This is a genomic window from Paenibacillus tyrphae (assembly GCF_024158745.1).
Taxonomy (GTDB): Bacteria; Bacillota; Bacilli; order Paenibacillales; family NBRC-103111; genus Paenibacillus_G; species Paenibacillus_G tyrfis_A.
Genome location: NZ_JAMZAW010000007.1, coordinates 124,747 through 140,412, shown reverse-complemented (window position 1 = coordinate 140,412; position 15,666 = coordinate 124,747). Strand labels below are relative to the sequence as shown.

The following is a 15,666-nucleotide window of genomic DNA, read 5'->3' as shown; positions in this document are numbered from 1 at the left end:
ACTGTGTTCGGTGATGATATGTAGTCGCCAAAACCCAAATTAGGAGGAAAAACCTATGAAGAAAAAATTAATTACTGCATCGGTTGTACTTAGCCTGTCAGCTTCAATGCTATCTATCCCTGTTTTTAGTGCGCCTAGTTCTAATCCAGCCCATATTATGCCGGTTGCATCAATAGAGCCTGCCCCAATTCCCTTGGTAAACCCATTCAATGAAGTAAAACAAAATCTGCCTAAATCAATTAGTTCATCTGACTTGTCTAAAATGGAGGCTCTCTTTAATCAGGCTCGGAAGCTGCAGGATGAACTTGATAGCGTGGACAGACAATATAACGACCTACTTGGTAAATACGAAGAAATCCCATCTTTCCAGGAAGTGAAGAAAGATTTCCCTAGTTCTCTAAGCAAAGATGAGTTGAAGAAGTTGGAGGAATTGTATAATCAAATCTCCAAGCTTAGAAAGGAAGGAAAATCATCTCTGACTGATCCATTGTGGGAGCAATATTATAAAATCTTAGATCCTTATGCATCAACAGAGCCTGGGCCTATTCTCGATTATGGATCAAAAGAGCCAGTCCATATTATCCCGGTAAACTCATTCGATGAAGAAAGACAAAATCTGCCTAAATCGATTAGTTCGCCTGACTTGTCAAAAATGGAAGCTCTCTTTAAAAAGGCTCGGAAGCTGCAAGATGAAATTGATAGCTTAGACATTCAATATAACGACCTACTTGGTAAATACGAAGAAATCCCATCTTTTCAGGAAGAGAAGAAAGGCTTCCCTAGTTCTCTAAGCAAAGATGAGTTGAAGAAGTTGGAGGAATTGTACAATCAAATCTCCAAGCTCAGAAGGGAAGGTAAAACTTCCCAGACCGATCCATTATGGGAGCAATATAATAAAATCTTATATAAAGATGAAATCATATATAAAGGATAAAATTGTTACACAGTGTTGAAAAAAGCCTAGGGGAAAATAGACAATGAAAAAGTATTTCGGACTGTTCGCACTCATAGCTATACTAATGATTTCAGGTTGTACGAAGGCAGAACCGCAGAAAGAAGTTACGGCGCCAGTGCATAAAACCGAGCCGGGTCCACAAACATCTGTTTCCGCAAAGGAACCTGTAAAGCAGTTAGTGTCTGCGGACGTAAAATATGCCTTTACAAGGGCTGATCAGCACCCTGAAAAGGTTTTGATTGATGTGATTAACTCGGCCAAGGGGACACTAGACATTGCAATCTACAGCATCACACATCCGGATATAGTAGCAGCTATCCGAGATGCAAAGAAGCGGGGGGTTACAGTGCGAGTCATTACAGACAAAACGCAGTCTGAGGGAAAGGCGCAACAAGAGGCATTGAAGATTTTAGGCAGTGCAGAGATTCCGACGAAGGTCAACAGTCATAACGGCCTAATGCACCTAAAGGTGACGATCGCAGACAAAAAGGTCGTTACAACAGGCTCATACAATTATTCCAAGCCCGCCAGCACAACGAACGATGAGGTTCTGGCTGTGATCCGGGAGGAAGGAGCAGCTAACACCTTCTCGGATCAATTCGAAAAGATGTGGAATGATACCAAAAATTTCAAGCCGATTGAGAAGAAAATTGCGAAATAAAACGACAGAAGACACCAGCGGCATAAGCCGTGACAAGTTTACTGTGGTGATGATTCGATAATTGGAGGGTCAAATGAAAAAGCTGCTGAAATTGTAAAACAGAAGAAGAAAGACCTTGCCCAGATTGAAAAGGATTTTAAAGGGGACAAAAAGCCAATTGATAAATTAAAGAAGGAATTTGAAAGAATTGGGGACGATAAGGAATTGGTTTAAATTGATATAACCAAATTAATAAGTTCAATGGACTTATTAATTTGGTTATAGGTAAAAGACGATTCTACTTAAATTGCCTTTCACGAGGCAGGCATTCCGCGACAGTACAGGCAACTTACGTTTTGATTATTTTTAGAGAGTTGGATTTTTTAAAAATAAGGGAGGACTTTCAAATGAGAAAAGAATTGGCAAAGGGAGTATTGTACGTGACGCTTGTTGGTTCAATTTTATTCGTAGCAACAGGTAATACGACCGTGTCTGCAAAAGACCAAGTAAGAATTCAACCGGTCACTCCAAATAAAGACGAAGTGAGAATTATGCCTGTTGAAAAAATTTCTAAAGAATTTCTTGAAAAAGTTAAAGGAGCATCAGGAAAAATTGCTTGCATAGTTTTACTCCAAGACTCTACTGATAATAAGGTGTATGAGGAATTAGAGAAGAAAATTGGCAAGTTTGAAACAACGCATAGGTATAATATGACAGGGTTCGCAGGATTTGCTGCAGATTTAACGAAAGAGCAAATTCTTGTTTTGAAAGATCTTAACATTGTTTCTTATATTGAGTCTGATGGAGTGGTCTCTATAGAGCCGATTCCATCACCTCATCCCGTCCGCATTCTCCCGGTAAACCCATTCGATGAAGTAAAACAAAATCTGCCTAAATCAATTAGTCCATCTGACTTGGCCAAAATGGAAGCTCTCTATAATCAGGCTCGGAAGCTGCAAGATGAAGTTTATAGCTTAGACATTCAATATTCCGATCTTCTTGGTAAATACGAAGAAATCCCATCTTTTCAGGAAGAGAAGAAATATTTCCCTAGTTCTCTAAGCAATGATGAGTTGAAGAAATTGGAGGAATTGTACAATCAAATCTGCAAGCTCAGAAAGGAAGGGAAAACATCTCAGACTAATCCATTGTGGGAGCAATATAATAAAATCTTATATCCTGATGGAGTAGCCTTCGGCAGCTAAGGCGGGATGCGGGTATTCGCAGAATAAAATTCCGTTAACCGTTTTATAAGCATTCTGGAAGCTGAAACCGGAACATCTAGGTCGGGTAAAATAGTCAGTCGTATGTTCGTATTTTCACAAAAAAAAGGGAACAAGAGGAGGCCGCATGATATAATGACACTATTAATATCAAAATTTGTTGCCCTCGAAGGGACAAATTTTTGATAACAGGAGGCGAAGGGGTGCAAATCTATTTCAGAGTCAAAGCGGCCGGCAAAAGGCGTCCGGTGCTGGAGCTCATTGAGGCGTCGCTGCCTGACGATGTGGAGTGTCTGGGGGATGCGATTCGGGCGATTGTGACAGATCAAGTTCAGCGTTTTAACGCGCGCAGCATCGAGCAATCTATTTTTCCTTATTTAAGTCCCGGGCAACTGGAGGAACAAGCTGAATCCGGCAAGGTAGGCTTCCAGGCGGCTTATGACGACCGGAAGGCAAATGCTGTGACTGCGGTCGAGACGGCTTTGCAGGCATTTGAGGACGGCATTTACAAAGTGCTGATTAATGACACAGTTGTGGAGGATCTGCAGGCGCCGCTGACGATTGCGCCCGGATCGGTTTTTACCTTTATACGACTGACCATGCTGTCGGGAATGATGGGCTAATAGGAGAGGGAGTTTTAACATGACAGAACGTATTCATCTTGAGTATAAGCGTGAGCCGCTGGATGCCTTGTCTGAGCAATTGCAGACGAAGAAGAATCATGAGCACTATCCGTTAGCCTCCAGCCTGCTGGACTATTTGACGGCCACATACCAGAACAAGGAAAAGCGCGAGCAGTTGTTTATTGCCGATCTGAATCGCGCCTATCCATGTCCGATTCATGAGATGACCGATGCCGAGCAGCTGTGGGCGGGACCGCTGTCTTCGGCGCTGGCGCTGCTGTTCGGAGAGGAGAACGGGGCCGAGCTGTTGGATTTGTTGCGTCGCCGCATTTTGCTTACCTATTCAACTTCAACCTATGATCGCAAAGGTTATCGTTCCCGCGATCTGGCTCATTATATGGAAGCCATACTGGCGACAATTACATATTACTATAACGCTCTTGCTTATGAGTGCACCTTGCACGATTATTTGACAAGGCATGATATCATTCTGCCGGATGACTCTATTATGGGCGATCGCATCGCCTGCGAGCTCGATAGGGGCAACGAAACCGTCATTGAGGCGCTTAGAGACATCATGTTAAGCGAAAATCAGACGGCGATGCTGACAAGGCCGATGATTCTCGGCATTGTGCAGAGCCATAGCGTAGAAGCCTACGAAATGCTGGGGCGTCTCCTGATTGCGGCCAGACTGCAGGAGGGCCTGCGCCAACACATTATGGAAAGTCTGGACGAAGGAACCGTTGAGGCCGCCGTCTACTTGATTCGAATCGTGTTGGAGCATCAGTTGGAGCGTTTCAGCGCGGTGATCCGGGCGCTCGATACGTGGACAGGGCTTGCCTTTACCGATCAGAAGCCAGCGGTCATCCGTAAATGTCTGGAGCTTGCCCTGCGAGCTCTGACGGATGAGAGCTACCGGGAGGAAGCGGAACATAGCGAAGATACGTTGGTCTACTATTTCTCGCTGTGGGCGACGGCGACCTATGATATTGGCGAAGCCACAACGCGCATCCAGCGCGTGTTGAAGGACGGCGCCAGATATAAGAAGCTGGCTTCGCTATACTTCCTGGCCCAACTGAACCAGTCGGAGATGCAGCATCGGATTGCGAGCGGACATCTGCCGTCAGCCGTCGATGACCCGGAGCAGATGGCTTGGCTGATGAACAGCCTCTATGCCGACTATCGCATCGACTACCATTATGGGGACGAGGCTATCGATTTGCGCAATTCTCCGATCAGCGGGGACCTTGTAGAGCGGCGCGAACAGTTCCATGCTTTATTGCAGTCGCTGAGACAGCTCAAAGAGACGAAAACCTTTAAGGGGAGCGTATTCCCTTGGGCGGTGGCAACGCTAGATGCCGATGAGCTATTGCGGCGCATGATGACGTTGGCGGCCTATGACCGCGATGCCGCAATGATCGAACAGTTGATAGATTGCAGCGAACGGATGAGCTCAAACCTGCGGTACGGTTTGCTGGTTAATTTGATCGGAGCTGCCGCGTCCGGAAAACATCGCGAGTATTTGCTGCAAGCGTTGAATGACAAAAGCACAAGCAACCGCGAGGCGGCGATTAAGCTGCTCGGGCAATCGGCGCTTGCCGCTGCCGAGCTGGACAAAATTGTTGAGCTATTGAAGCTGAAGACAGGCACCCTGCGTCAAGCCTGCATTACGCTGCTCATGCAGCAGACCGATGAGGAGCTGCTGCGTGCGGCGGGTAAGCTCTTGTCCGCCTCGAATGAACAGCAGCGGCTGGCCGGGCTTGCGATTGCCGAATCGTTGCAGCAGGATGGGCAGCGGCAAGCGCTTTATCCGCAAGTACGGGCCCATGTTCAATCGCTGCATGAGAAGGGGCGGGCTACAGCACCAGAGCAGGTGCTGATCGATAAGCTGCTGCATGCTGCAGATGCGGGCGATGGCGCCGAGAATGGCTTCGGCTTGTACGATGTGAATGAGAACGTGGCGATACCGCCCAAATACGATCATCCGGAGCTGGCCGACGCATCGGATCGGCAGCAAGCCGAGCGGGAAGCGGAATATGTGAGGCAGTATGCGGCGTGGCGGCCGGAGGATGTTGCGGCGATTTATCGGCATTTCGAAGCGCTCATCGAGGAGCACTACAATTATGAGTATGAAGGGCAGGATTATGGCCACTATTCCGAAAAGGTGCTGCTCGGCAATCAGACGTACGGGCTGGCCAAGGTAAAAAAAGCCGATGGCGAAGAAGCTGCCGAGGATTCGCTGGACAGCTACCCGTTGCCGGAGGTATGGCGGCAGGCTGCGCGGGATTTGCAGCTGACGCCGATGCGCATGCTGGTCTTCATGTTCGTAGGTGAGAACCACACGATCAGCTATGCCGCGGAAAAGCAATGGTTCACAGAGCTCTATGCGGATGTGAGGGATAAGCAAAAAGCGGAGCAGCTGGACAAGGTGCTGGAAAAGCTCAAGCATAAGGGAAAAACCGATCAGCTGATTCAGCTGTTGTTTCATGAAACCGACTTGACTGAAAGCTTTACGGTTTGTATGGCCATCTACCGTTCATTGCGGGCACGGCTGACGGTTGAGCAGTGTGTACTGCCGCGAGAGGAGCTGGATGAAGGAACCTTTTATTGGCATCAGGAGGGAACCCCCTTTCCGGCTTTGGGATCGGGCCTGTTGGGGCAGTGGCTGACGTGCGCAAAGCAGTGCGCGCGAAGCGACGAGCAATTTGCGGAATATTTCTTCACCGCTTATGCCAGCTGCAGACTGTTAAAGGGCGCCGACAGCGCTACGTTGTCCGTTGATTCTTATATGCGTGCGCATCATCTGGGGCTGATCAGCGACGGGGTCCTGCTGCGCGAAAAGATGGTAGGGAGCCTGGCAAAAGATTTCATCCGCCTGTTAACGCATCCGAATTGGAGCAAGCCGCTGCTGGAAAGCTATCCGGGCGTGAGGCCGCTATTGGAGCAGGCGGTGTGCCGTATTGTCGAAATCGAATCGCGACGCGGCGATTTGCCGACAGATGTATCGGAGCTGTCGTCAGAGATTCAGCGATTTGAAGGCATGCGCTACTTTGTCGCTATTTTGACCGGACTGGGGAAGGAAACGTTCCAGCGCGGTTACGTCTACAATAGCAGCCTGACGAAGAAGGCCGTGCTCAGCTCGCTGCTGAAATGCTGTTATCCCGCCAAAGGCGAAGACGCGGCACAGCTCGCCGCATTGCTGGAGAAGACGGATCTGACCGAGCAGCGCTTGCTGGAAGCGGCCATGTATGCGCCGCAATGGGTTGATATCGTGCAGCAGCACCTGGGCTGGTCGGGACTAAAGAGTGCGGCATGGTATTTCCACGCCCATATTAACGAAACCTTCTCTGCGCAGAAGGAGACGGAAGTGGCGATCTTCTCGCCGATCAGTCCGCAAAGCTTCAATGACGGCGCCTTCGACGGAGATTGGTTCAGAAGCGCTCATGAAACGCTCGGCGCAGAGCGCTTTGACCTGCTGTATAGCTGCGCCAAATATATTACCGATGGCGGCAATTCGCACCGACGCGCGCAGTTGTTCGCCGATGCCACCTTAGGGAAATTGGATAAGCAGGAACTGGTGGAGGGCATCCGCTCTGCCCGAAATAAGGACAAGCTGCTCAGCTATGCTTTGCTGCCAATCGCGGCCGGAAACAAGCGGGAAGTGTTAGAGCGGTATGAGTTAATCCAACAGTTCCTGAAAGAAAGCAGGCATTTCGGCGCTCAGCGTCGCGAAAGCGAAGGAAAGGCAGGTGCCATAGCCCTCGAAAATTTGGCGCGCAATGCAGGCTACGGCGATGTCAATCGGATGACCTGGGATCTTGAAGCTGAAAAAATCGGAGAAATCGCGGCTTATTTTTCCCCGCAAGATATTCATGGCACGAAGCTATGGCTGGAAATTGATGATGAAGGTCAAGTGGAGCTGAAGGTTGAGAAGGGCGGTAAAGCCCAGAAGAGCATACCGGCTGCCTTGCGCAAGGATGAACTGGTACTGGCCATGAAAGAGACGCAAAAGGAGCTCCAGGATCAGTATACCCGTGCGAAGCTCAGCTTCGAGCAGGCGATGGAAAATGGTACGCGCTTCACTGCGCAAGAGCTTGGTGCGATCATTCACAATCCGGTCATTGCGCCGCTCGTGCGCCATCTCGTCTGGATTGATGCGGCAGGGTCGAAGACAGGGGAAGGCGTTATCGGATATTTGCAGGAGCCGGACCAAGGGGCGGACGCATTCACGCTGCGCCAGCCGGACGGCAGCCTGCTGACGCTGCAGTCGGATGCCGAACTGCTGCTTGCCCATCCGGTTCATCTCTATGCGTCCGGGCGCTGGAGCGAATTTCAACGGGACTTGTTTGTGCGGCAGATCAAGCAGCCGTTCAAGCAGGTATTTCGCGAATATTACCGTCTGAACGCCGATGAAACTGCTGCGGTTACGGTATCCCGCCGTTACGCCGGCCATCAGGTACAGCCTCAGCGGACCGTAGCATTATTGCGCGGCCGCACGTGGACCGTCGATTACGAGGAAGGGCTGCAAAAGGTGTACTACAAGGAAAACCTGATTGCCCGCATGTATGCGATGGCCGACTGGTTTACGCCGGCCGATATTGAGCCGCCAACCTTGGAGACGGTGCAGTTCTTCAACCGCGAGACGATGGAAGCGGTCAAGCTGGCGGAAGTACCCCCGGTTATTTTCTCGGAAGTGATGCGCGACATCGACCTCGTCGTCAGCATAGCTCACGCCGGCGGCGTCGATCCGGAGGCCAGCCATTCGACCGTGGAAATGCGTATCGCGATTGCCCAAGAGCTGCTCATGCTGCTGAAGGTCGACAATGTGCGGCTGGAAGGCTCTCATGCGCATGTTGCAGGCAAGCTTGGCGAATACACCGTCCATATGGGCTCAGGCATCGTGCATAAAAAAGGGACAGGCGCGCTTACCATTTTGCCTGTTCATTCACAAAGCCGCGGCCGACTGTTCCTGCCGTTCGCCGACAGCGATCCGCGCACAGCGGAAATTATGTCCAAGCTGCTGCTGCTGGCAGAGGACAGCAAAATTAAAGATCCAAGCATCCTGGCGATGCTATAGCATGCAGAAGAGCGCCCGACAAACGAGGGGCGCTCTTTGTGTCCGCAACGACTTCTACTTGCGAGATTAATGAAATAAACGATAAAACGATAAAATAGCATAATTTCGCAGGAGAATTGTGGAAGTATCCTTGATCGTAAACGGTTACAATTGTTGGTAAGGTAAAGCGGTGAATTACTTTGGGTGGCATGCTGTAATGCGTTTATGGACAACATTTTACACTTAGCGAAGGTTTGTCGTCATGGGGGAGGTGATGTGCTCATTTAGAAACTGTATGCTGGCATGAACGGCTTCTATGGGCAACTGGTTGCAAACTGCAATAATCTCAGTAGTTCCGGGAACCGTCGATTGCTCTAGGGAGGGATGTAAAATTATGGAATGTAGCTTTAAAATGGTGCATGATATTTATTTTGGAAAGAGGAGGAAATCATTTATGATCGCACAAGGAAAAAACATTCGAAAAACGACTATCATCGCCTTAATCGTGGTACTCATTTTGACTATGTTCCAGTTTTTCTCAATTGGCAATCAGAAAGCCGAGGCGGCATCCGCATATAAAATCGTGGGTTATTATCCTTCCTGGGGAGCGAACACGACCGGACGTAATTACCAGGTCAATGAGATGGACGTCTCTAAGGTAACGCACATCAACTATGCGTTTGCCGATATTTGCTGGAACGGAATACACGGAAACCCCGATCCGACAGGGCCGAATCCAAACACGTGGCCCTGCCAGGATGAAGTCGGCAATATCAGTGTTCCGAACGGTACAATCGTCTTAGGCGATCCGTGGATTGACGTGCAGAAAAGCTACCCCGGCGATACATGGGATGAGCCGATTAAGGGGAATTTCAAGCAACTTTGGAAGTTGAAGCAGGCGAACCCGAATTTGCAGACGATCATCTCGGTCGGCGGATGGACCTGGTCCAATCGTTTCTCCGATGTGGCAGCCGGTGCGGATACGCGTGAAAACTTTGCGAATTCGGCCGTTAATTTCCTGCGGAAATACAAGTTCGACGGCGTTGACCTTGACTGGGAGTACCCGGTGAATGGAGGATTGGCAGGCAACAGCAGACGGGCGGAGGATAAACAAAACTTTACGCTGCTGCTGCAAAAAGTTCGCGAAAAACTGGATGCGGCAGGCATCGTCGACGGCAAACATTATTTGCTGACCATCGCTTCAGGTGCAAGTCCGTCTTATGTCCAAAATACGGAGTTAGACAAGATCGCGCAAACGGTCGATTGGATTAATATCATGACTTATGATTTCAATGGCGGATGGCAAACCATCAGCGGCCATAACTCGCCATTGTACAACGATCCGGCTGCGGTGGCGGCAGGATTGCCAAACGCGGCAAAATTCAACGTCGAGGCAGGCGTGCAAGGCCATCTCGATGCCGGCGTACCGGCAAACAAAATCGTCGTGGGCATGCCATTCTATGGCCGCGGTTGGAGCGGATGTGCGGCTACCGGCAACGGGCAATATCAACATTGCACGGGCATCCCTAAAGGCACATGGGAACAAGGCAATTTCGATTTCTATGATCTTGAAACGAACTATATCAACAAAAACGGCTATACCCGTTATTGGAATGATGTAGCTAAAGTTCCTTACTTGTTCAATCCGTCCGGTGGCACGTTCATTTCTTACGACGATGTAGAATCTTTCGGTTACAAGGCCGCTTTCGTCAAATCGAAAGGTTTGGGCGGAGCTATGTTCTGGGAGTTCAGTGGGGACCGGAACAAAACATTGCTGAGCAAATTGCACGGCGCTCTCCAAGGCGGTGGTGGCGATACGCAAGCCCCAACAGTGCCGGGCAACCTGCGTTCCACTGGGAAAACTTCCAGCAGTATCAGCCTGACGTGGGATGCTTCCACGGATAATGTAGGCGTTACGGGATATATCGTATCCTATGGCGCAACAACGTTGAACGTTTCCGGCACATTCGTGACTGTGAACGGATTGAGGGCCAATACGTCTTACACGTTCACTGTAAAAGCGACAGACGCTGCAGGCAACGTATCCCCGGGGGCTTCAATTCAAGTGACAACAGATGTTGGGTCCGGGGCGCAGCCTTGGGCGGAAAACGTCAACTACAAAGTGAACGACGAAGTATCTTACGGAGGCAAAACATACGTCTGTCTCCAGCCTCATACATCGCTTCAAGGATGGGAACCGCCGAACGCCGCTGCGCTGTGGAAATTGAAATAATGGCCGATAGGGCTCATGTCCTTTAAAGGCGCATGGGCCTTCAAGTTCCACCCAAATAAGAACCTCCATAAGGCAGCATGTGCCGATGGCGCGGGGAGAAGCAAGCTTGTCGAGGCTAATACTGCCAACGCTTACGGGCATTGATTACAGGTCGGTCTGAGTCAATGTAAGCGGATACAAATCGTCGTTGACAGTTTATCTTTTCAGTTCCTAAGTTTACCGGAATTCCGTGAATCTCTCTCCGAAATCAATAGTTCTTGAAAGGGGATGGCTTTAATAACTTCTTTTTTTAATCGAAAGTTAAGAGGTTTTAATTATTGGTAAAGTCATCTCCAGACTACCGACAAGGGAGGTTCATATGATTCAATCTAGCTCAATCAAACGTTTTATAAAGCAATTGGACATTCAACTGATGGTGCTGCCGGCACTTGTTTTTATCTTTGTGTTCAGCTACATACCGATGTACGGTGTTTTGACAGCCTTTCAAGATTACAGTGTGTTTAAAGGATTTTTGGGAAGTCCGTGGGTTGGATTCAAACATTTCGAGGCATTTTTTAACTCGCCTGAATACTGGAAAGTCATTCGGAATACGATCATCATCAGTTCATTGAAGATCATGATCGGTTTTCCTGCACCGATTATACTCGCGCTGATGCTCAATGAAGTGAAGAATATGACGTTCAAACGGGTGATTCAAACGATCAGCTATCTGCCGCACTTTTTATCGTGGGTGATCGTATCGGGTTTTGTCGCATCCTTGCTGTCGACAGATAACGGTAGCTTGAACCTCCTGCTGCTAGGGGTAAATTTGATAGACGAGCCCATTAATTTCCTATCGTTGCCCGAATATTTCTGGACAATTCTTGTAACGACAGGCGTATGGAAAGAAATCGGATTCAGCTCTATCGTATATCTGGCTGCGATTGCAGGTGTCGATCAGCACTTGTACGAAGCGGCCGCGATTGATGGGGCAGGACGGCTGAAGCAAATATTTCTCATTACCCTGCCGTCCATCATGCCGGTTATTGTCATCTTTTTGATTCTGGCTATCGGTAATTTGCTCAATGCCGGCTTCGACGATATTTTGCTTCTCGGATCGAATCCGGCTTTAAGGGATGTAGCCGATGTCATTGATACATATGTGTACAGGGTGGGCATACAAAATTCCCGGTTTTCGTATGCGACTGCGGTCGGTTTACTCAAGGCGGTCATTAGTGTCGGTATGTTGGCGGGGGCGAACTATATAGCCCGTAAATCGGGGAATAGCTTGTGGTGAACAGGAAGATGGGATACAGGAGGCGGTACGGCTTGGCAACAACAAGTTATGGCGATAAAGCGATGACATTCATCATATATACTTTGCTGCTTTTTTTGGGATTTGCCGCGTTTTACCCGTTCTGGAACGCTACGGTTGTATCGTTCAACAGCGGGACGGATACGATGCAGGGCGGCGTCACATTTTGGCCACGCGAGTTTTCGCTGGATAACTATGAAGTTGTCTTCAGGGACAGCAGGCTGCTGAACGGCTTTCTCATCTCTGTGCTGCGTACAGTTGCGGGGACATCTTCGGCCATTATGGCTACAGCCATTTTTGCCTATGGAATGTCGAAGCGCGAGCTGATGGGCCGCAAAGCGTATATGGTTGTTTGCGTCATTACGATGTATTTTGGCGGGGGGCTGATTCCGACCTTTTTGCTAATCCGTGAGCTCGGGCTTATGGATTCATTTTGGGTGATGATTGTGCCCGGGCTAATCAGCGTGTGGAACATGATTATATTTCGCACTTTTTTCCTGGGACTCCCTGCTGGCTTGGAGGAATCGGCCAAACTCGACGGCTGCTCTAGTTGGGGGATCCTGTTCCGAATCGTGTTGCCGCTTTCGGGACCGGTCATAGCGACATTGTCGTTGTTTACGGCTGTGTATCACTGGAATGATTGGTTCACGCCGGGGATTTACATATCGAAGATCGATCTGCTGCCGATTCAGACGAAGCTCCAACAAATCTTGAGTTCCAATATCATGAGCGAGCAAATGTCGCAGATGGACTCGGCAGCCAAAAGCCATATGGACAGAATGAAGACAGTGACAACCAAGTCGCTTTCGATGGCGACGATGATCGTCGCGACAGTACCCATATTGTGCGTATATCCGTTCGTACAAAAGTATTTTGTCAAAGGGGTGCTGATCGGTTCATTGAAAGAGTGAAATCCGGGTCTGAAGCATTCGCTTTAACCATATAACAAAACTGCGAGGGGAACATTAAACATGAACAAATGGAAAAAACTGCTAACTATATCGTTGGTGATTGGGCTCTCCACATTATGGCTTGCGGGATGCAGCAAAGAAACGAATGTGCACAAGGAAACCGACCAGTCTTTGGAATTTTCCTTCTACGGCCACTATGATTGGTATACGATGCCGCCCTGGGGGGCAGATCCGGCAACGAAATGGATCAAAGAAAACAAAAAGATCAACGTCGTACCGATCAGTTCCGGCGGTAATGCCAAGCAAAAGATGAATACGATGATCGCTTCCGGCAATTTGCCTGATGTCATTTGGCTCGAACGAGGGGCGGATGTCGAAAAGCTTCGCGCGGAAGGGATGCTCGTTCCGTTTGACGAGTACTTGAATAAGTATCCGAATTTGAAAAAATGGGCCGGCGATTCGACGATCAATATGCTTCGTTCCCCGGACGGCAAACTATACCAATTCCCGAACTGGTACACGTCGCGACCGAACGGAAACGCAGGATATCTGGTAAATAAAAAAATTTATGAGGAGCTTGGTTCGCCGAAGCTGGAAACGGTCGACGATTTGTACAATTATTTGAAAATTGTCAAAGAAAAATATCCGAATGTCATACCATTTGAGCCGGGACAGAGCGCTGAAGGCAGTGACATTCTGACTTCGGCATTTGCCGAAAACCGTCCGCCGATGTTCAATAATATGCTTGCTGTGCCAAATGGAAATAAATTGCAATCGATTTTTACCGATCCGGCGTTTCGCGAGTCGATGCAGTTCTCGAACAGACTGTACCGCGAAAAATTGATGTCGCAAGACGCCATGTCGCAAAACCGCGATCAGGTTATCGAGAAAATAACGACCGGACGCATCGCCGTTTATGCCGCATCCAGCCCGACCGAGTTTGGAGCCAAGGGGGATACGGTACTGCGCGCCCAGGATCCGAAAGCCGGCTATATCATGGTATGGCCGATCCGTAAGGAGGGAATGGACAAAAATAAAATATTCCCGGGCGATTACAAGCAACTTGGGTGGAATGTCAGTGTTATTACGAAGGCGGCCAAAAATCCGGAAGCGATATTCGCTTTCTTGGATTGGCTGACGGGTCCGGAAGGACAGCGGATTATTTTCTGGGGACCTGAAGGGTTGTACTGGCAAGGTACGGCTGCGGATGATACGCCGGTCTTTACGGATAAATTCATATCGGATACCGAAGGGCGCAACCACCTGATGGATTCGCTCGTGAATTTCCAATGGAATGGCAACACCGTATATATCGATTCGTCAAAAGCGAAATTTGAAGCTACCCTACCGGTTGAAAAGCGCAACTGGGAAACACGCTGGCAAACGGATATTACCTGGAAGACACAATATAACGCAACGGCATTCGTCAACCTCGATCCTGCGCCTGACTCCGAAGAAGGCATTGTCGCACAAAGCGTAGCGGACATTTATTCCAAGGCCAAAGCCACAGCGCTAACCAATGCCAAAAGCGATGAGGAAGTACTGGCGATTCTTGATAAGGCGGAGAAGGAAGCAAAGCAAGCCGGATATGAGAAGCTGCTGAAGTATAAAACGGAGAAGTGGCAAGACAACGTAAAGAAACTGAAATAGCCGCATGAAAGTTAAAAGGCTCTAATTATAGGTGTCCAATGACTAGGAGACTTAAGATGAAAGTCAATATATTCGATGTAGCCAAAAAATCGGGACTATCCGTCGTAACTGTATCTCGCGTACTCAACAATTCGCCAAGCGTTAGGGAAAAAAACCGTCAAAAGGTCCTCCAGGCGATCAAAGAGCTGAACTATATTCCGAACTCGGCAGCGCGTACGCTTGTAAGGGGGAAAACGGGCGTTATTGGACTCACGATAACCGCTCTTGGCGATACCGTATTCGACTGCATTGTTAAAACGGTAAACGATCGGTTGAAGCAAAGCGGATATTTTTTAGCGATATCGATTTCGAACGAAGCCGATCATGAGATGGAGGAAGCAAGCAGTTTTCTATTTCAGGAAGATCGTGTGGACGGCATCATTGTGTTGTCTCCAGTACGGGAGGAGCAATATATCGCCGAGTTGGAGATAAAAGGGATTCCGTATGTCGTCATCGATAACCAAAACGAGCATGCCAATATCCCAACGATCAATGTCGATAATTATAAAGGCGGATATGAAGCGACGAAACATTTGCTTTCGCTTGGTCACACGCGTATCGCTCACGTAAGCGGCGAGGTGCTGTTCTTAAGCGCACGGGAAAGGCAAAAGGGGTTTATAGATGCATTGGCGGACGAGGGGTTGTCACCCTTTCTGATCGCAAACAGTCGTTTCGGCATTCGCAGCGGTTATCAGGTTATGCGGGACTGGATTCAGAGCGGTCAAGTCCCGACGGCAGTTTTTGCGGGCGATGACGCTATTGCGCTAGGCGTTGTTGAAGCATTGGAGGCAGGCGGATACCGGGTGCCGGAAGACGTCTCGGTCATCGGGTACGACGATCAGGAATTAGCTTCAGAAGTACATCCCAGATTAACGACGATTCGTCAGCCTGCGGGACAAATGGGCGAATACGCTGTCAAGGTGCTTCTGGACATCATCAACGGCTCGCCGATTGAACTGACGAAATTCCGGCTAGTCCCGGAGCTGATTGTCAGGGAATCGACAGGGATATGTAGAGATCAGAGACAAAATACATAGGAGAT

The 15,666-nt window shown here is 49.0% G+C and carries 10 protein-coding genes; all 10 read left to right on the top strand.

Annotation, left to right across the window (positions count from 1 at the left end; all coding sequences use genetic code 11):
* Window positions 1-55 precede the first annotated feature (55 nt).
* The 10 genes from NI000_RS12340 to NI000_RS12295 all read left to right on the top strand — a co-directional run bounded on the left by NI000_RS12340 (window position 56) and on the right by NI000_RS12295 (window position 15,661).
* The gene (locus NI000_RS12340) at window positions 56-934 is read left to right on the top strand and encodes a hypothetical protein (RefSeq protein ID WP_253410899.1); all 879 of its coding nucleotides are present in this window, start codon (window positions 56-58) and stop codon (window positions 932-934) included.
* 43 nt (window positions 935-977) lie between these two features.
* Window positions 978-1,616: a phospholipase D-like domain-containing protein gene (locus NI000_RS12335; protein ID WP_253410897.1), complete on the top strand. Its 639-nt coding sequence runs from the start codon at window positions 978-980 to the stop codon at window positions 1,614-1,616.
* A gap of 386 nt (window positions 1,617-2,002) precedes the next feature.
* The gene (locus tag NI000_RS12330) at window positions 2,003-2,800 is read left to right on the top strand and encodes a protease inhibitor I9 family protein (protein WP_253410895.1); all 798 of its coding nucleotides are present in this window, start codon (window positions 2,003-2,005) and stop codon (window positions 2,798-2,800) included.
* A 221-nt stretch (window positions 2,801-3,021) separates the two neighbouring features.
* Entirely contained in the window at window positions 3,022-3,441 is a 420-nt protein-coding gene (locus NI000_RS12325; protein ID WP_253410893.1) for a hypothetical protein, read from the top strand.
* A 19-nt stretch (window positions 3,442-3,460) separates the two neighbouring features.
* Window positions 3,461-8,518 (top strand): DUF4132 domain-containing protein, encoded by a 5,058-nt coding sequence (locus NI000_RS12320; RefSeq protein ID WP_253410891.1) that lies wholly within the window; start codon window positions 3,461-3,463, stop codon window positions 8,516-8,518.
* 433 nt (window positions 8,519-8,951) lie between these two features.
* Complete coding sequence (locus NI000_RS12315) at window positions 8,952-10,730, top strand: glycosyl hydrolase family 18 protein (RefSeq protein WP_375540964.1); 1,779 nt, start codon at window positions 8,952-8,954, stop codon at window positions 10,728-10,730.
* A gap of 358 nt (window positions 10,731-11,088) precedes the next feature.
* Complete coding sequence (locus NI000_RS12310) at window positions 11,089-12,006, top strand: ABC transporter permease (protein ID WP_253410889.1); 918 nt, start codon at window positions 11,089-11,091, stop codon at window positions 12,004-12,006.
* A 62-nt stretch (window positions 12,007-12,068) separates the two neighbouring features.
* Window positions 12,069-12,935, top strand: coding sequence for a carbohydrate ABC transporter permease (locus tag NI000_RS12305; RefSeq protein WP_253411150.1), 867 nt, complete (start codon window positions 12,069-12,071; stop codon window positions 12,933-12,935).
* A 60-nt stretch (window positions 12,936-12,995) separates the two neighbouring features.
* On the top strand, window positions 12,996-14,585 hold the full coding sequence (locus tag NI000_RS12300) for an extracellular solute-binding protein (RefSeq protein ID WP_253410888.1): 1,590 nt from the start codon (window positions 12,996-12,998) through the stop codon (window positions 14,583-14,585).
* A gap of 56 nt (window positions 14,586-14,641) precedes the next feature.
* Window positions 14,642-15,661: a LacI family DNA-binding transcriptional regulator gene (locus NI000_RS12295; RefSeq protein WP_253410886.1), complete on the top strand. Its 1,020-nt coding sequence runs from the start codon at window positions 14,642-14,644 to the stop codon at window positions 15,659-15,661.
* The last annotated feature ends 5 nt before the right edge of the window (window positions 15,662-15,666 follow it).

Bases quoted from the DNA above. Each gene is read 5' to 3' on its own strand.
- NI000_RS12340 (WP_253410899.1), top strand. From the start codon at position 56: ATGAAGAAAAAATTAATTACTGCATCGGTTGTACTTAGCCTGTCAGCT.
- NI000_RS12335 (WP_253410897.1), top strand. From the start codon at position 978: ATGAAAAAGTATTTCGGACTGTTCGCACTCATAGCTATACTAATGATT.
- NI000_RS12330 (WP_253410895.1), top strand. From the start codon at position 2,003: ATGAGAAAAGAATTGGCAAAGGGAGTATTGTACGTGACGCTTGTTGGT.
- NI000_RS12320 (WP_253410891.1), top strand. From the start codon at position 3,461: ATGACAGAACGTATTCATCTTGAGTATAAGCGTGAGCCGCTGGATGCC.
- NI000_RS12315 (WP_375540964.1), top strand. From the start codon at position 8,952: ATGATCGCACAAGGAAAAAACATTCGAAAAACGACTATCATCGCCTTA.
- NI000_RS12310 (WP_253410889.1), top strand. From the start codon at position 11,089: ATGATTCAATCTAGCTCAATCAAACGTTTTATAAAGCAATTGGACATT.
- NI000_RS12305 (WP_253411150.1), top strand. From the start codon at position 12,069: ATGACATTCATCATATATACTTTGCTGCTTTTTTTGGGATTTGCCGCG.
- NI000_RS12300 (WP_253410888.1), top strand. From the start codon at position 12,996: ATGAACAAATGGAAAAAACTGCTAACTATATCGTTGGTGATTGGGCTC.
- NI000_RS12295 (WP_253410886.1), top strand. From the start codon at position 14,642: ATGAAAGTCAATATATTCGATGTAGCCAAAAAATCGGGACTATCCGTC.